Annotated in this window: 13 protein-coding genes; 11 read left to right on the top strand and 2 right to left on the bottom strand. The window is 36.5% G+C overall.

The genetic code is table 11. The features are described from left to right. Positions 1 to 49 precede the first annotated feature (49 nt). From LDM90_RS04470 to LDM90_RS04435, 8 genes are all read left to right on the top strand, one after another. Positions 50 to 1,360, top strand: coding sequence for an extracellular solute-binding protein (locus tag LDM90_RS04470; protein WP_223896651.1), 1,311 nt, complete (start codon positions 50 to 52; stop codon positions 1,358 to 1,360). A 266-nt stretch (positions 1,361 to 1,626) separates the two neighbouring features. Further along, the gene (locus LDM90_RS04465) at positions 1,627 to 2,928 is read left to right on the top strand and encodes an extracellular solute-binding protein (RefSeq protein WP_223896650.1); all 1,302 of its coding nucleotides are present in this window, start codon (positions 1,627 to 1,629) and stop codon (positions 2,926 to 2,928) included. A 134-nt stretch (positions 2,929 to 3,062) separates the two neighbouring features. Beyond that, positions 3,063 to 3,980 carry a magnesium transporter CorA family protein gene (locus LDM90_RS04460; RefSeq protein WP_223896649.1) on the top strand — a complete coding sequence of 306 codons (918 nt, stop codon included), beginning with the start codon at positions 3,063 to 3,065 and terminating at the stop codon, positions 3,978 to 3,980. Between the two features lie 14 nt (positions 3,981 to 3,994). Further along, positions 3,995 to 4,918: a serine hydrolase gene (locus LDM90_RS04455; protein ID WP_223896648.1), complete on the top strand. Its 924-nt coding sequence runs from the start codon at positions 3,995 to 3,997 to the stop codon at positions 4,916 to 4,918. Between the two features lie 161 nt (positions 4,919 to 5,079). Continuing rightward, positions 5,080 to 5,667, top strand: a complete 588-nt coding sequence (locus LDM90_RS04450) for a TetR/AcrR family transcriptional regulator (protein WP_034978786.1) — start codon at positions 5,080 to 5,082, stop codon at positions 5,665 to 5,667. Further along, positions 5,660 to 8,692 (top strand): MMPL family transporter, encoded by a 3,033-nt coding sequence (locus tag LDM90_RS04445; RefSeq protein WP_223898705.1) that lies wholly within the window; start codon positions 5,660 to 5,662, stop codon positions 8,690 to 8,692. Before LDM90_RS04450 ends, LDM90_RS04445 begins: the two co-directional genes overlap by 8 nt. 324 nt (positions 8,693 to 9,016) lie before the next feature. Beyond that, positions 9,017 to 10,582 carry an ATP-binding cassette domain-containing protein gene (locus tag LDM90_RS04440; RefSeq protein ID WP_223896646.1) on the top strand — a complete coding sequence of 522 codons (1,566 nt, stop codon included), beginning with the start codon at positions 9,017 to 9,019 and terminating at the stop codon, positions 10,580 to 10,582. A 95-nt stretch (positions 10,583 to 10,677) separates the two neighbouring features. After that, positions 10,678 to 11,697 carry a zinc ribbon domain-containing protein gene (locus LDM90_RS04435; RefSeq protein WP_198213980.1) on the top strand — a complete coding sequence of 340 codons (1,020 nt, stop codon included), beginning with the start codon at positions 10,678 to 10,680 and terminating at the stop codon, positions 11,695 to 11,697. 75 nt (positions 11,698 to 11,772) lie between these two features. Here LDM90_RS04435 and LDM90_RS04430 read toward each other — a convergent pair whose 3' ends face one another. Together LDM90_RS04430 and LDM90_RS04425 are read right to left on the bottom strand one after the other, a co-directional pair. Beyond that, the gene (locus LDM90_RS04430) at positions 11,773 to 13,149 is read right to left on the bottom strand and encodes an NAD-dependent succinate-semialdehyde dehydrogenase (RefSeq protein ID WP_223896645.1); all 1,377 of its coding nucleotides are present in this window, start codon (positions 13,147 to 13,149) and stop codon (positions 11,773 to 11,775) included. Positions 13,150 to 13,272: 123 nt separating this feature from the next. Then, on the bottom strand, positions 13,273 to 14,055 hold the full coding sequence (locus LDM90_RS04425; RefSeq protein WP_223896644.1) for an alpha/beta hydrolase: 783 nt from the start codon (positions 14,053 to 14,055) through the stop codon (positions 13,273 to 13,275). Between the two features lie 196 nt (positions 14,056 to 14,251). Here LDM90_RS04425 and LDM90_RS04420 point away from each other — a divergent pair, with 196 nt between their 5' ends. From LDM90_RS04420 to serS, 3 genes are all read left to right on the top strand, one after another. Then, the gene (locus LDM90_RS04420) at positions 14,252 to 14,857 is read left to right on the top strand and encodes a TVP38/TMEM64 family protein (protein ID WP_034978773.1); all 606 of its coding nucleotides are present in this window, start codon (positions 14,252 to 14,254) and stop codon (positions 14,855 to 14,857) included. Beyond that, the gene (locus LDM90_RS04415; protein WP_198213974.1) at positions 14,857 to 15,387 is read left to right on the top strand and encodes a GNAT family N-acetyltransferase; all 531 of its coding nucleotides are present in this window, start codon (positions 14,857 to 14,859) and stop codon (positions 15,385 to 15,387) included. The genes LDM90_RS04420 and LDM90_RS04415 overlap by 1 nt, the downstream gene beginning before the upstream one ends. A 331-nt stretch (positions 15,388 to 15,718) precedes the next feature. Further along, complete coding sequence (gene serS, locus LDM90_RS04410) at positions 15,719 to 17,026, top strand: serine--tRNA ligase (protein ID WP_198213972.1); 1,308 nt, start codon at positions 15,719 to 15,721, stop codon at positions 17,024 to 17,026. Positions 17,027 to 17,446: the final 420 nt, after the last annotated feature.

The raw sequence follows: 17,446 nt of genomic DNA, 5'->3' as shown, positions 1-17,446 counted from the left end.
TTAATCAAAAAAATGTTGTTTAGTTTTTATATTTGGGAGGTTTAACCAAATGAAGTTTAGTAAAAAGTTAGCCGCTGCGTTTGCTGTTGGTTTAACTCTTGTTGGTACTGCAGCTTGTTCAAATGGCGGAAGCAATTCTAATTCTTCCTCATCTTCAAGTTCAGAAAAAATTGCCAAAGTCAAAAAGACAACCAATATTGTTTTTTGGCATGGTATGACAGGTGTGCAACAATCGACTTTGAAAAAATTGACACAGGAATTTGAAAGCAAAAATCCTAAAATCAAGGTCAAGTTGGAGAATCAAGGTGCTTATAATGACTTACAAGCCAAAATTAATTCAACTTTGCAATCGCCTAATAACTTGCCAACCATTACTCAGGCATATCCTGACTGGCTCTTTAATGCTGCTAGCAAAAACATGCTGGTTGATTTAAAGCCATACATTAACAATAAAGAAGTTGGCTGGGGAAGCAGTAAAGCTTCTGACATCAAGTCTGAACTTCTTGATGGCGCTAAGATTAATGGCAAACAATACGGTATTCCTTTTAACAAATCAATTGAAGTTTTGACTTATAACGCAGACTTGTTAAAGAAATACGGTATTAAAAAAGCTCCTGCAACAATGGATGAACTGAAGAAAGATTCACAAATTATTTATAAAAAGAGTAATCATAAAGTTGTTGGAGCCGGTTTTGACTCATTATCAAACTACTACACTTTAGGCATGAAGAACGAAGGCGTTGACTTCTCAAGTAAAATTGACTTTGCCGGCGATACTTCAAAGAAGGTTATTAATTTTTATGCAGATGGAATCAAAGATGGCTACTTCAGAGTAGCTGGTTCAGAACACTATCTGTCTGGACCATTTGCTAACCAAAAGGTAGCAATGTACATTGGTACTTCTGCTGGTGAAGGCTTTGTTAAACAAGGTGTAGGCAACAAGTTCACTTACGATGTTGCACCTCGTCCAGGTAAATACACTATGTCACAAGGTACTGATATTTACATGTTCAAGCATGCTTCAGCTGACCAAAAGTCTGCAGCATTTACTTACATTAAGTTCTTGACCTCAAAAGCAAGTCAACTTGAATGGGCAAATGCTACTGGTTACATTCCTGTTAACCAGAGTGCTGCTGATTCAGCTGAATACAAGGATACTAAAAAGCTTAAATTGCCAGCTAAACTTGAAGATGCAATGGCAAACTTATACAGTGTGCCAATTATCAAAAATGCTGGAGCTGCATACGGTAATTTGAATCCAGTTATGCAAAATATTTTAGCTGCTGCTCAAAAGAAGCAAAATGTTGATGACGCTATTAAATCGGGCAAAACAAAATTTGATGCTGCTTGGAAGCAATAAAAACTAAATAGCAATTTTTATTAAAGAGCTTGCCATAATAGGCAAGTTCTTTTTTATGCCCAAAATGGAACAAAATAAAGGTCATCGAAAAAATGTTCGGAATATAGCTAACTATAATTACAAATAAAGTAAAATATACAAATAAAGCCGAATTTTTGTGTCTAAATTTATTGTAATCTTGCATTATTTGCTATACAATAAATGAGTATTAATGCTCAAACTATCACTATTGAGCACTTAAAAAATTTTGGAGGAAAAAAGATATCATGAATTTCGGTAAAAAGCTGGCAGCTGTTGCGGCAGCCGGCTTGGCATTAATTGGAACTGCAGCTTGTTCAAAAAGCAACAGTTCATCATCCTCAAGTTCTAAAATACCAAAGGTAACTCAAAAAACTACAGTTGTTTTTTGGCATGGGATGCAGGGCTCTCAGGAAAAAACACTGAAAAGTTTAGCTCAGGACTTTGAAAATAAAAATCCTAAAATAAAAATCAAGCTTGAACAACAAGGTGATTACGATAACTTGCAGTCAAAAATCACTTCGACTCTGCAATCACCTAAAAATTTACCAACAATCACTCAGGCTTATCCAGGTTGGCTTGAAAGTGCCGCTAAGAATAAGATGTTGGTTGACCTTAAACCATACATTAATGATAAAAATGTAGGCTGGGGCAGTACCTCAGCATCTGGTATTAAGGAAGACATGCTAAATGGTGCGCAAATTAAGGGCACCCAGTATGGTATTCCTTTTAACAAGTCAATTGAAGTTTTAATTTATAACCCAAAGATGTTTAAGGAGTATGGCATTACCAAAGTTCCTGCAACAATGGCTGAGGTTAAGAAGGCTGCACAGACTATTTACCAAAAGAGCAACCATCAAGTAGTTGGTGCAGGCTTTGATGATCTTGACAACTACTACGTTTTGGGTATGAAGAACCAAGGTGAAAATTTCTCCAGTAAAATTGACTTTACTGGTGCTAAATCCAAAAAGTTGCTCAATTACTTTATCGACGGGGAAAAAGCAGGCTACTTTAGAATGCCAGGTTCTGATAAATACTTGTACATTCCATTTACTAACAAAAAATTGGCAATGTTTGTTACATCTTCATCAACTGAAACATGGATCAAACAGGCAGCTAAGAAAGGCTTCAATTATGAAGTTGCAGCTCGGCCAAGCAAATATACAATGTCACAAGGTACCGACATTTATATGTTCAGCCACGCCAGCGCGATGCAGAAAGCTGCTGCTTTCAAATTTATGAAATATCTTTCTTCTAAAGATAGTCAAATTAAGTGGGCTAAAGAAACCGGCTATATTCCAGTTAGTGACAGTGCCACAAAGTCTGATGAATATAAGTCGAATAAAGACTTTAAACTGCCGGCCAAATTGGAAGACATTCTTAATGCCAACTCGCTATACAGTGTTCCTGTAATTAAGGACTCTAGTGCTACATTTAGTCAATTAACCCCAATTATGCAGTCAATCTTATCTGCCGCACAAAAGAACCGTAATGTTGAAAAAGCCATTACAACAGGTAAAAATAAATTTGATGCCGCTTGGAAACAATAGAAATGTGATAAAAATTAAAAAACAGGTCTTGACCTGTTTTTTTATTTGTCGTTTTTCTCTTCAATGGTAAGATAATATTGGCATATAAAAGCTGGTAGCTACGCCAGCTAAATACAGTGGCCAGGGGTGAAAACGTGATCAAAGAACAAAAGTTTCCAGTAGAAACTAATTATAAATGGTATGATATCAGCAATTTGAGTGAAGAAGACAGTAATAAGCTGCAAATAGATTTTCATTTTACTCCTGACATGATTACCTATATTTCAGACCGACATGAACGACCCCACTATGATTATGATACGCATACGCATATCAATTTGCTGGTTTATGATGTACCTATTTGGCCAACTAAAACCATCAAGCATTTTACAGCCCATCCAGTAACTTTTTTAATATCTGGGCAAAACATCTTTACCTTTCATACTCAATCGACCAGCTATGTGTTTGATGAGTTTAATGATGCTGCTACGAGAAGAGAGCTATCAATGGCACAAGATGTTACTGAACTTTTAATGAAGTTTTTACTATATTCATCGCAGTATTTCCAGCGAGCTGTTACTCAGCTTGATGCGGAACGCAATAGTTTAGATCAAAAACTTTCTGGTGACATTAATAACAAGGACTTGGTAGAGCTGTCCAATATTGAGAAAAGTCTGGTGTATTTGTCTAGCTCAATTCAGACTAACCTAATGATGCTGCACAGTTTAAAAATGTCTCAGTTGAACTTCACCAAGTCTGGACGTGAACGATTAGATGATGTTTTAATTGAATCAAATCAATCTGCAGAAATGGTAAAAATTTCGCAACAGGTAACCCAAACTTTGTCTGCAACTTCTAATAACATGATGAACAATAATCTAAATGATACGATGAAGTTCCTTACAGTCTGGTCTTTGGTCTTAACCATTCCCACAATTTTAACCGGCTTTTATGGTATGAACGTCAGCCTCCCGGTTGGACACAGCTCGTCTGACTGGATTGCTATTACTGTAATAACGATCTTTTTGATGGTATGGTTGATTGTGCTAATGAAACGACATCACTTCTTTTAAACTGAGGCAAATAAATGAAAAATAAAGTTTTGATAGGCTCATTAATCACAGCACTTATTGCTTTTATGCTCTATTCTGTCAATCTTAAAAAAGTAGAGAACAGCAGCCTGAAAATTGTGGGTCAAGGACAGGAACAAGTTGTCAAAAATAAAAAAGGAAAAAACTCTGCCCGTGAACCAAAAGTTGCGACTATGGAGTATCCAAATCACATTAAAATTGCTTCCGGCAGTGAGAAAAAATGGGCAGAAAAAATTGTACAGGTGATGGGAAAGGATCAGAGCTATCAAGTTTGTGTTCAAGATCTCAATAATAATAAATTTGTCCGTGTTTCTAACACTAGCCAAAGACATGGTGTAAATACTATTAGTCGCTTATTTTTGCTTGTTGCTTTAACTTATGAAGAACAACAAGGGAAGTTAAATATAAATAAAGCTGTCAAAATTAAAAAAGCAGATCACGTTAAAGGTGAAAAGGTCCTTCAAAAAGGAATTGCATATAATGCAACTTATTTGAAGCAATTAATGATGCAAGGTGACAAAACTGCGGCCAACGCTTTGTTGCGCGTAGTTAAGCCTGCAAAAGTCAACTCAATTATCAGAAGAACTGGCGCTGAAGAAACCGCCATTAAAGGAAAATTTTCAGCTAAACCAGCAGGTTATACTACTGCAAATGATTTGAATAAAATTATGGTGAGTCTATACCATGATCAGATTTTAAGCAGACAATATTCCAATCAAGTTTTAGGAGCACTGAATGCTAACAAAACTAAGCCTAAGATTATCCGTAATAATAAGGGTTTAATTTATGCTATTGGGGATAGTAAAGCCAATGTTGCACTTGTCCAGTCTAATGGTAATGCTTATTGCGTCAGCGTTTGGAGCAATAATGACCATGAATTTGTTAAACTGGAAAAGGCAGTCAACAGCTTTTTTAAATAACATTTTTGACGTATACTTTACCAAATCTTAAATTTTTTGCCCTAATAAAATCCATGTTTTAGGGCTTTTTTATTAATATAAAATAATTTACAGCATGTAGATTGTATTCTTCATGTTGTAGTGCTATATTATTCAGTATGCTGTCAGAAGGAGGGGTGAAATTGGTTAGAAAAAGAAACCTTGATTTGGATAAGGTGATTGCGAAGGCGACGGAGCTGATTGGACGAAAGGGACTTTCCGCGACCACTCTGCCGAACCTAGCCAAAGAGTTAGGCGTTCGTTCACAGTCACTTTACCATTATGTTTCAGGTCGAAAGCAATTGTTGTCGCTTGTCGGTGCAAGCAGAATTAAAATTTTAGGTAAAAAATTAGTTGATAATTTGATCGGAATTTCGGGTGAAGAGGCTTTACTTAAATTTGCGGATATTGTCCGTAACTTTATTTTGGACGATCCTGCATTAATTAGTATTCTCTACCATCTGAACGAATACCAAAAAGACGATGCTATTACTCAGGAAATTTTAAAGATAATAGCTTTGGCTGATAAACTAAATTTGAAAAGTGACAGCACGGTTTCGCTCCATTCCTTAATTGGGGCAGTACTAGGATACGTTTTTTTAGATGTATCTGATTCTTTTAAAGAAGAAACTAGTGAAGAGGCTGACCAAGGTTATCATGAATTAATTATTCAATTGGTTCAGCCTAAGAAATTATTGCAAAAAAATAGAAAGGAAAATCAGAGTGCATAAACTAGTAAAAAATCATATTTTCTCGTTAATTGCATGGATTTTAATTTTAATCATTTCTGTTGTGGCTTTGCCGGACGTTACAGGGTTAACCCGTGAGCACTCAAATATTTCCTTACCGTCTGACGTTCAAAGTGAAGTTGCAAAATCAATCCAAAATGATTGGGGCCCTAAACAAAAAAATACCTATCAGATTGCAGTGGTCTTTAATAAGCAAAAAGGCAAACTGACTTCCGATGATAAGAATGCCATTAATGAAACTATTGACAGATTGAAAAATGATCAGGATCAATACGGCATTAAAATGATTTTAGGCCCAGATGATAATATTGCTACTAAGAAAAAGCTGCAGTCAAAGGATAATACAACCTGGATAATGCAGTTGAATGTGGCTAAAAAGCACGGACCGGTTAATGATGTTGAGTCTGAGTTGAATAAAGCAGTCAAAACTGCCGGCATCAGAACTTACGTTACTGGTGCTGATGTTTTACAAAATGCCTTCTCAAATGCTATTCAAGAGGGAATTAAGAAAACAGAAGTAATTACCGTCATCTTTATTTTCATCGTGTTAGTGATTGTCTTCAGGTCACCAATTGTGCCCCTGATTTCATTGCTGACTGTTGGGGTTTCCTTTATTACATCGTTTGCGATTGTTACTAACTTAGTTAAATACCAGAACTTCCCGTTTTCTAACTTTACACAAGTCTTTATGATTATCGTGTTGTTTGGTATCGGAACAGACTATAACATCCTCTTGTATGACAAGTTCAAAGAAGACCTCGGTAAAGGAATGAATCGCTATGAGGCGATGAATAGTGCTTTAAAAGTCGCTGGTAAAACCATTCTGTATTCAGGTTCTTCAATATTAATTGGATTTTCGGCACTAAGTTTAGCTAACTTTTCAATTTATCGCTCAGCAGTTGGTGTTGCAGTCGGCGTAGCTGTTTTATTAATAGTGCTGCTGACACTCAATCCTTTCTTCATGGCTGTTTTGGGAGAAAAAATGTTCTGGCCAGTGAAGAAGTTTACCGGTGAGCATGAAGATAAATTATGGCATGGTATTTCCAAAGCGACACTTGCTCACCCAATTATTTACTTAATTGTATTAGCTGTGGTTGTGCTTCCTTTTGGTCTTATGTATACTGGTCACTTGAATTATGATGACACTGATGAGATTGATAATAGTGCTTCAGCTAAAGCAGGGATGCTAGTTGTCGAAGATCACTTTTCAAAAGGGATGGCTGAACCTTCAACACTTTATATTAAGAGTAACCATAAACTTGATAATGAAGCAGATTTGCGGTTAATTGATCAATTAACCAGACAACTCCAGGCATCTGGAGATGTAGCTTTTGTCACTTCTGTAACTCAGCCTTATGGTGAAAGCATTGATCAGCTTTACGTCAATAACCAGTTAAATACTGTCAACCAAGGTGTTGATCAAGCACGTGCAGGTTTAGGTAAATTGAGTAAGGCAAGCAAAAAAGTTACTGCGGGTGCAAGTCAGTTGGCTGATGGAACAAGCCAGTTGCAAAATGGTACTAGTCAACTCCAAGATGGCGCAAGCAAATTGCAAGCTGGTACGGGTAAGCTGCAAAATGGTGCCAGCCGTTTGCAAAATGGTACTGGTCAACTGCAAGGTGGCGCAAGTCGTCTGCAGAGCGGAACCCAGCAAATGACCAGTGGCCTTAACCAGTTGAATTCTCAATTGGCAAGTGGCAGTGCTGGTATCGCAAATGCGCAGAAAAATACTAAGGCTGCTTTAGAAAAGAGCTATAAAGCTAACCTATCAAAGAGTATTAATAGTATACCCGGTTTAACTCAGCAACAGAAGATGGCTGCCATGCAAGCTGCTGGTGCTGCTTTAGAAAAATCATGGGCAGAAGCTTCTGCTTCAATGCCAGATGTATCTGGCCAAATGGGTCAGCTTCAATCTGGTGTCGGCAGATTGACTACTGCTTCTGGTCAATTAAATAGCGGTGCTTCTACTCTAACTGGCGGCATTGGTCAACTTAATTCCAGTGCAGGTCAATTAAGCTCAGGTATTGGTCAAGTTAATTCCAGTACTGGTCAATTAAGCTCAGGCATAGGCCAATTGAATTCCAGTGTTGGTCAACTAAATACTGGTGCAGGGAAATTGGCTTCAAGTACACCCAAGATTACCAGCGGAGTAGATGAAGTTAATAGCGGACTTGGTCAAGGTGCAGCTTATCTTAATGGTTTAGCTAGTTCCTCAGCCGCAGATACTTTCTATATCCCGAAGGAATTTATTAAAAACGATACTTTCCAAACCTCAATTAAAAATTACCTGAGTCCTGATAAGAAGTCAGCAATGCTTATGATTGTCTTTAAGTCAAATCCAAGTAGTCTTAAAGCAACCAAGAAGGCGCAAGATTTGAGTTTAATGGCTAAGAAGTCTTTAGCAGGAACCAGACTCAAAAAGGCTACAGTAGCAATGGGCGGAGAGAGTTCTAACATTGCTGACATCAAAGATATTGCCAACAGAGACTTTATTAGAACTGCCGCCATAATGTTGATTGGTATTGGAATTGCCCTCATTTTTGTAACTCGTTCACTTTTGCAACCAGTTTATATCTTGGGTACTCTTTTGATTGCCTACTTCTGTTCATTATCAATTACGGAATGGGTAGTTAAAGCTGCATTAGGCAAATCCATGCTGACCTGGAACACACCGTTCTTTGGCTTCATCATGTTAATTGCCCTGGGCGTTGACTACAGTATTTTCTTAATGACTCGCTATCGTGAACTTGAAGACGGTAAGCCAAGTCAAAGAATGCTCAAGGCCTGTGGCATTATCGGCACAGTTGTAGTTTCAGCTGCTATCATTTTAGGTGGTACTTTTGCTGCGCTAATCCCTTCAGGGATTCCAACTCTGATTGAAGTGGCCTTGGCAGTGATTATCGGACTGATAATCTTGGTCTTTATTATGCCGATCACTTTGTCTGCTGCTGTCAAGTTGACCTATGAAGGTGTTCATTGGCATAAGAATAAGCGTGCTAAAAATTAATTGAACTTAATTAAAAGGTTGAAATTCTCATTCAGAGAGTTTCAGCTTTTTCTGTTAGTGAAATATGTTTTCTGACAGGTTTACAAAAGTTGATTTATTATAGTATAATATTTTTAATTAAATTTTAAGCAGAAAGTAAGGAATACTGGAATGTCAAGACAAGTAAATAATCAGTAAGCTCTCGTTAAAGTTTTAAATAATTAATCACTTTTTTAATTTTGAACCTAACGTAGAGCGAATCACTTTAGCAGATAGAGTAATTTTTGCAATTCAATGAACTGCAGTCTATTTAGTGTATTATGTGTGCACGTTGAGGTTTTATAAGTGGAATTAATTAAAATAGATTATTTACAAATTGGCGTGGCAGCTTCTAAACTGCTGACTGTCTCAAATTTGAGCATCAATTCTGGGCAAAAAATTGGTTTAATTGGCAACAATGGTGCCGGTAAAACAACTTTAATGCGAATACTTGCTCAAGAAAAATTAACAGATTCATTTACTTTTAAAGGTAGGGTTTCCAGCAATTGTAATTTTGCTTATGTTTCACAATTGCTTGATGCTGGGGATAAGAGCGGTGGACAAAGGGAAAAATTGGCTCTCAATAAGGCCGTCAACCAATTAAAAAATATGCCTAACGGTTTGCTGCTTTTGGACGAACCCACTTCTAATTTGGATATTACGCAGCAACAATGGTTAATAAAGTTAATAAGTAAAAGCAAAATTGCCTGTTTAATTATCAGTCATGACCAGAATTTTTTGAACAAAGTTTGTGATTCAATCTGGTATATTCAAAATAAAGAAGTACACAATTTTTCAGGGACTTATGAAGAGTTTCGCAGCTTTAGCGAAGGTCAGCGAAAACGGGCAGAAACGACTTATGAGCAAAATAAAAAGCACCTTGAGCAGTTAAAGAGAAGTTATAATCTGCATTTTAATAAGGCCAGAACTTTCTCTCACAACAAAAAGGGACTTTCCTCATCTGATTGGCGGTCAAAGTCAATGGGAAAACAAAAAACTGTAAATAATGTTATAAGAGCGGGTAAGAATCTCGCCAACCGCATCAATAAGGAAAAAGCAGAAATAAAGAAGCCGCAAATGCATTATCATTATGCGATTACCTTAAAAAATGGCAACAATGCAATAACTGATTTATCAATTTCACCTAAAAGCAAGGCATTACGGCTGGAGAAACAGCCAGTTAATGCATATGGTCAAAAGCTGTTTAGCATTACTCAGGAAGCAAATCTTACTTATAGCTCAAAAGTAGTTTTAACTGGGCAAAACGGGATTGGCAAGACTGTTTTTTTGAAAAAAATCAAGAATAGACAGTTAACCGGTTTTTATAATTCTAAATTGAAAATAGGTTATTTTAACCAGAATATTGTTACTAGTCAAACTGATAAAACCCTGCTAGATTCTCTTTTTGCTACCAGTATATTTGATGATAGTTCAACTATGCAGGTTTTAGGTGATCTACATTTACGTCAATACGGACAGCATAAAATAAGTGATCTTAGCGGTGGGCAGCTGGTGTGTTTCAACTTAGCTAAGATACTTACAGGTCAATATAATTTATTGCTGCTGGATGAACCGACTAACTTTTTAGATATTCCATCGGTTAATGCCTTAGCCGAATTTGTCACTGCTTATCCCTTTGCCATGATTCTCGTCTCGCACGATCAGGCATTTATCAAGCAACTTGAAGCTGTAAAATGGCAAATTAAGGACAGATGCTTAATAACTTCCGCATCCCAAAGGAAAAGGTCTAGAAAAAGCAATGATAATGAATTAGAATTGCTCAAATTCAAGCTTGATCAATTAATGCTTGACTCCCAGACTTCAATTTCTGAAATAAAACGGGTTAAGGAACAAATTCAAAATTTACAATAAAAAGCTGTATTAAAATAGTGATAAAGAGTTTTCCTTATCGCTATTTTTGTTTTATGATTAAGCTATTAATAATTATTGATTAAAGGAAGTTTCTTATGACTACTTGTCCAAACTGTGGCCGTCCCATTAATGATGCGGATGTTACCTGTCCTAACTGCCATTTTGATTTACAAAAATACCGTGAGACTTTTTTCACTGACCAACATCAGAAGGCAAACTATGAAGATGAAGAAGCCGGTAAAAAAATAGCCAGTCGCAAGGTATACCGGCAAGAATTTTATCCGAAAAAGCAAAATTCGGTTATCGAGCGAATGTTGCAATGGATTCATGTTAACAGCATGATTGTTTTTCTATTGGGAATTGCTTTACTAATTCTCATGAGTTTCTCCCGCAGCTTTGGTTGGATTTGCTTTTTTGCATTGCTTGTCTGGCTTTACATTGTTTGCAGTCGTCAAGAAAAAATTGATCGTTATACCGTGGATGAGCGCTTAACACAAAAAATCAATCAATTGGGTTCCAACATGTTCAATGATGTGGCTGAATCGAAAGAAAAAGTTAAATCGAAAAGCAGATTAGCTCAGAAGGGTATGAAATATAAAGAAAATGTTCAGGTAAAGAAGCACTTTACGTATGTGCAGCTTCTAATTGTTTTGGTGGCAGTAATAAACCTGATAGTTTTATTTACTGGATCTGGTGCATCTGTTTTAGACATGACTTACGGTCAAAAAATGTCAATTACCAGGGTTGTCTTTGGACTTGCTGGCAGACTTTTTTCTTCAAATGCCACACTGTTTTCAGGTGTCTTACTTTGTGTAATATGGTTAATAATTGTTTTGATTCCGCTATTTATCATTTATCACACGTTGAAAGATTCTAAAAAGAGCAGGTTGATCGCATTTTTACTTTCTTTGATTGAAACTATTTTTCTAATTTACATCATTTATAGAATGTCTAATAGTACACTGTCTAATCATGGTATTTTACACAGCATTACCAGTCAACTGCTTTTATACGCAGTTTCAATTGGCGCTTCAACTTATTTCTTAATTTTAGCTAGCGTGATGACGACTGGACTGACAGGGTATAATTTATTTCGTCACCGTCAAAAGCAATAATAAAAAGCTGATAAATCAACGTTCTTATATAGTAACGCAGTTTATCAGCTTTTTAATTTATGTCTTAGTGATGAGTTATTTGGTTGGCATTGATATTACTAAGTGCTGGTTTACGAATGCCATCAAACCTAAATCACTAAGTTCACGACCATAGCCAGACTTCTTAACACCACCAAATGGTAATTCACCGGAACTAATCCATGTGCCGTTGATTACGCTCATACCAGTTTCAATTTGTGCAGCTACATTTTGAGCACGCTTAATGTTGGAACTGATAACAGAAGAGCCCAAACCATAACTAGAATCGTTTGCTAAAGCAATAGCGGCGTCTTCATCTTCGACTTCGTAAACAGTAGCAACCGGACCAAAGAACTCCTGGTCAAATGCCGGATTATCACGATCAACATTGGTTAGAATAGTTGGACGGAAGAATGCACCATCTGAATCAATTTCAGGATATTGGTAGAAAATTTTTGCTCCTCCCGCAAGGGCACTATCTAATTGTTTAGTTAGTTTTTCCTTTGCGTTCTGCGAATTCATTGGCGGCAAGGTAGTACTTGGGTCAAGTGGATCTCCAGGCTTCAAACTAGAAAAGACCTCTTTTAATTCATGCAATGTTTCTTCGTAGCGAGACTTAACAACAATAATGCGTTTGGAAGAAGTACATACCTGTCCGTCGTTATAAGTTCTGGCTGAACTAAGCGCCTGCTTTAAAACTTCAGGATCAGCGTCATCAAGGATAATGAAGGCATCATTACCTCCAAGCTCCATAGTAGATTTCTTCAGATTTTTACCAGCATTTTCAGCAACTGAAGAACCACCCCGTTCCGAACCAGTCAACGCTACGCCCTGAATTCTAGGATCAGCAATCATTTGATCAAGTTGGTCGTAGCTTGGATACATATTAATCAAACTTCCCTCAGGAGCACCTGCCTGTTTAATAATTTTAGCAATCAAAGCTGCAGAGCCTGGAACATTGTGGGCATGCTTCAAAATAATAGGATTACCAACAATAAAGTTTGGAGCAAATACCCTGATTACTTGATAAAGAGGGAAATTCCATGGCTCACAGGCCATGATCACGCCAGTTGCCTGCTTTAGGTAATATGCATCGCCTAATTTGGAATCAATTGGTTCTGGTTTTAACAATTCAGGACCTTTGTCGGCAAAGTAATCGCAAATAGATACACAAAGATCAACTTCACCTTCAGATTCTCCAATCATTTTGCCCATCTCACGAGTCATGATTTCTGCCATTTCTTTTTTATGCTTGCGTAAACCGTCTGCTACTTTGTGTAATGTTGCTGTTCGGGTTTCAGGGCCTTCATTACGCCACTTGTTGTAAAGTGCATCGGTCAAGTTTAAAGCGTCTTCAATTTGTTCAGCTGTAGGATTGTCATAGCTGGCAAAAGTTTCATTAGTATATGGATTAATAGATTGATATTTAGCCATAATATTATCTCCTTAAATTTTAATCAGGATAGATTTTTCTCAAAATCAATATAAAACGTTTTCATTAATCATTATAGCACATATAGAATATTTTACTAATAATTAGTAAGTAAAAATAAAGATTTATTTTATTGCATTTAAAAGATAAGTTAATGATTCCTCTAAATACTGAGCAGCATAAGTCATTGCATGCCGATTACCCGCTATTAGTTTAAGGTCTATAGCGTGATTATTTTGAGCCAAAAAGTCAATAAAATTAAGTAAATATCTAATAGGTGCCAACTCGTCTGCAGAATTGATCATTAATAATTGTTGTAGATTGCTGTAATCATATGAATCTGCGTCAATCCTTTTTAACGCCATTTCATCTTCAGAGCCTGCATATGCTAAAGTAAAATATTTATAAAAAGCGTTGTTAATATCATGTTGGTTGCTCAAGCCTAGTTCTTTATGACCATCAACTGCAGGCGTGACGTTCTGGTGGTCTTTCATCCAAGCAGAATAACTGACAGGAGCAGACCATGTCACTGTTGGGAAACCATACTTGCCTGCAATATTTAGTGCCATGGTGCCACCACTGCTGGCACCAATTTGAGTAATGTCAACTTTTTTATTAATTACATAATCGCTTTGCATTAGCCATTTAACAAAGTTAATACTGTCTTGGTGTGCGGCTGGAAAAGTATGCTGTGGAGCAAGAGAATAGTTAGGTGCAAAAACAGTAAAACCTTTATCAGAAATTTTTTGACATAAGTCTTTAATACTGTTTTTATCTCCCCGAAACCAGCCACCACCATGCCAAAACAGCAATATTTTGTCACCAAAACCGACTTTGTCCGGCTTATAAATATCTGCCTTAAGTTTTCTTTGTTCATCATAAGTGACATCATTGATAATTTCTGCCATCCGATTTTCCTCCCAAAAATTGTATTTTTAATATCTATTATAATGTAATTAAAGGTCGGTTTTTGCTAAAAACCCAATTTGTTTTTACTTTAAGAAAAAATAATTAAAAAATTTTAATTATTATTATTTAATGACTTAAAAAGTAATCACTATGCTTATTTTTTGGTAAAATTAGGCTTAACATTGGAGGTAAGCTATGCATCTGTCTGCTAAAGCTAGTCGAAGACTGATTAATATCTTGACCGTTGTCAGCGGGATTATTATCATTTTGTTATGTATATATTGGTATAGATTGGGAATATTTACCAGTCAAGCCAAAATGAAAGCATATTTGGCTGACAAGAAAATAATCGGACCGATTATTTTTGTTTTGATTCAGATAATTCAGGTTGTTATTCCTATTATTCCTGGTGGCGTTTCACTTTTGGGTGGAGTTATTTTCTTTGGACCTGTAGCTGGTTTTATTTACAACTACGTGGGAATTTGTATTGGATCAATTATTGACTTCTTTTTAGCACGTTTTTACGGCAGACCTTTTATTCTTCATATTGTCTCTGAAAAAACTCTTGATAAATATATGAAGTGGACTAAAAACCAGCGGAAATTCAACTGGTTTTTTGCAATCTGCATTGTGGCTCCAATGGCACCAGATGATGTTTTATGTCTTTTGGCAGGTTTAACTGATATGAAATTTTGGACCTATTTTTGGATTATCATATTGGGCAAACCCTGGACTATTGCAGCATACAGTTTTGCGCTGGAATTTGGCATGGACTGGCTGCTTAGATTGACTGGTCATTAATGGACAGCCGAATTTATTTGCGTCCTTTTAAACTATCAGATGCACCTACTTTGCTGAAATGGGGACAAGATCAATATTATCGACGTTTAGCTGGTTTTGAACATTATCACAATCTGGCGGAAGCTGAGGTTGCTGCAGGAAAGTATGCCGCAAGAAAGTATAGTTATGCAATTTGTCTTAGAAATACCCAGCAATTAATTGGCTTAGCTGAACTATATAATAGAGGGACAAGCGAAGAAGAATTATTACATACCAAGGAAATTGGTTTTTTACTTGATAAAAAATTTTCTGGTCAAGGTTATATGACTGAAGCCTTAAATTTACTTTTAAATTATGCGTTTAAAAAGCTCAATCAATCTGAAATTTGGGCTGGAACTTTTAAAAATAATTTTCGCTCACAAAGTTTACTTACTCGACTTGGCTTTAAATATATTTATTCAGTTGATATGAGTATGGTAAGTACACTATTTCGATATCAGGAAGATTATTTTTTGCTGAAAAAGGCAGACTGGCTTAAAAGAGAAAAGTGATTTAAATTTGAGAAAATATTTTTTAAAAATAATTATAAAAACATTAAATATTGTTTGCTAAAAAAAGCATAATAGCTTAAAATAATATCCAAACACGGAATCCTCAGACTGATTCAGAGAGTTCGCATCTTGGTGCAAGCGAATAGATGTCGTTTCCAGATTCCATTAATGTGGGTAATTAATAATTACACGGCACGCGGCATCGTTATCGCCGATTTAATGAAGTGCAGCTAAATATTTAGCTGAAACTGGGTGGTACCGCGAAGCCATGTATGAGCCAATTCGTCCCAATCTTGTGGGATGAGTTGGCTTTTTTTGTGGAGGTAAAAAGATGCTGGATATAAAGGTGATTCGCGAGAATCTTGACTGGGCCAAGGATAAGCTTGGCAGACGTGGCGTTAAGCCGGAAGAGCTTGATGAACTGGTTAAAATTGATGCCGATCGGCGTGAAGAATTGAACCGCAGTGAACAATTAAAAGCTGAACGCAATACAGTTTCAAAGAAAATTGCGGAAATTAAAAGAAACAAAGAAGATGCTTCTGCTGCAGTTAAAAAAATGCGTGAAGTAGGACAGGAAATTAAGGAACTTGATGATAAAGTTGCTGAATTGACTGAAAAGCAAGATTACATCTTGTTAAGACTGCCTAATTTCCCGGACGATTCTGATCCAATTGGACCTGATGAAAGTTATAATGAAGAAGTTCGCAAGTGGCATGAACCGACTAAGTTAGCCTTTAAGCCTAAGGCACATTGGGATATTGGTACTGATCTTGATATTTTGGATTGGGACAGAGGAGCTAAAGTTTCTGGTGCTCGTTTTGTCTATTATAAAGGTGCTGGTGCTTTACTTGAGCGGGCTGTTTTTAACTTCTTCTTAGATGAAAACACTAAAGAAGGCTATACCGAAATAATTCCGCCATATTTGGTTAACGATGAATCAATGCAGGGCACTGGACAATTTCCTAAATTCCGTGAAGATGTGTACACCATTGTTGATAACGACAACCCTGACAAGCCACGTGATTTAACTTTGATTCCAACTGCTGAAGTTCCGCTTGTTAACTATTTCCGTGACGAAATTATTCATGGTGAGAAGCTGCCAATCAATGTAACTGCATTGTCTCCAGCATTTAGAAGTGAAGCTGGTTCAGCTGGACGTGATACTCGCGGGCTGATTAGAATGCATGAATTTAGAAAAGTTGAAATGGTTAAAATTTGCAAGCAGGAAGATTCTTGGGATGAATTAGAGAAACTAACTCATAATGCTGAGCACTTGTTGCAAAAACTTGATTTACCATACCACGTTGTAGCTTTGTCTACTGGGGATGCCAGTTTTACCAGTGCCAAAACATATGACTTGGAAGTTTGGATGCCAGCTCAAGACAAATACCGTGAAATATCAAGTTGCTCTAACTGTACTGACTTTCAAGCTCGTCGTGCGCAAATTCGCTACCGTGATGATGATGGCAAACTGCATTTGGCACATACTCTTAACGGCTCCGGATTAGCTGTTGGTAGAACTGTGGCCGCAATTTTAGAAAACTATCAAAATGAAGATGGAACAGTTACCGTACCAGAAGTTTTGGTTCCTTATATGAATGGAATGACAAAGATTACTAAGGAAGAAACTTTGATTTAATAAGTAGTACTTCGTTATGATTTCGCAGGTTGAATAAACTTGCGAAATTTTTTTGCCCAAATTTTTGTTAATAAAAGTGTCTAAAATGACTAAATTACGAATAATTGGTTAATTGGTCTAGTCTAAAAAGTAAAAAAACTGGTCTGACAGGTATTAGTGAAAACTAATTTGAAATCAATTTTACTTAAATAACGAACAAAATGATTAATTTGACGAATGAATACAAAAAGAGTAAGGTATTACATGTGTCTGAGCGAGTTACGACAAATAACAAGTTCAACATAAATCGAGCAAAAGCAGTTGACAAAAACGAGCTGTTTTAGTAAGATAATAAACGCTGTCAGGGAAGACGGCAAAAAGATCCCAGAAAAAAGTGCTTGACAAAAGGGACTGAATCTGGGAAAATAAAAAAGCTGTTTT

Origin of the sequence: Lactobacillus huangpiensis (genome assembly GCF_019972815.1) — a bacterium.
GTDB classification, from domain to species: Bacteria; Bacillota; Bacilli; order Lactobacillales; family Lactobacillaceae; genus Lactobacillus; species Lactobacillus huangpiensis.
Note: the sequence above shows the minus strand (reverse complement) of the source record. Positions and strands in the feature narration are given on the sequence as shown.

Coding starts and splice junctions, on each gene's coding strand:
- LDM90_RS04470 (WP_223896651.1), top strand. CDS start 50: ATGAAGTTTAGTAAAAAGTTAGCCGCTGCGTTTGCTGTTGGTTTAACT.
- LDM90_RS04465 (WP_223896650.1), top strand. CDS start 1,627: ATGAATTTCGGTAAAAAGCTGGCAGCTGTTGCGGCAGCCGGCTTGGCA.
- LDM90_RS04455 (WP_223896648.1), top strand. CDS start 3,995: ATGAAAAATAAAGTTTTGATAGGCTCATTAATCACAGCACTTATTGCT.
- LDM90_RS04435 (WP_198213980.1), top strand. CDS start 10,678: ATGACTACTTGTCCAAACTGTGGCCGTCCCATTAATGATGCGGATGTT.
- LDM90_RS04430 (WP_223896645.1), bottom strand. CDS start 13,149: ATGGCTAAATATCAATCTATTAATCCATATACTAATGAAACTTTTGCC.
- LDM90_RS04425 (WP_223896644.1), bottom strand. CDS start 14,055: ATGGCAGAAATTATCAATGATGTCACTTATGATGAACAAAGAAAACTT.
- LDM90_RS04420 (WP_034978773.1), top strand. CDS start 14,252: ATGCATCTGTCTGCTAAAGCTAGTCGAAGACTGATTAATATCTTGACC.
- LDM90_RS04415 (WP_198213974.1), top strand. CDS start 14,857: ATGGACAGCCGAATTTATTTGCGTCCTTTTAAACTATCAGATGCACCT.
- serS (WP_198213972.1), top strand. CDS start 15,719: ATGCTGGATATAAAGGTGATTCGCGAGAATCTTGACTGGGCCAAGGAT.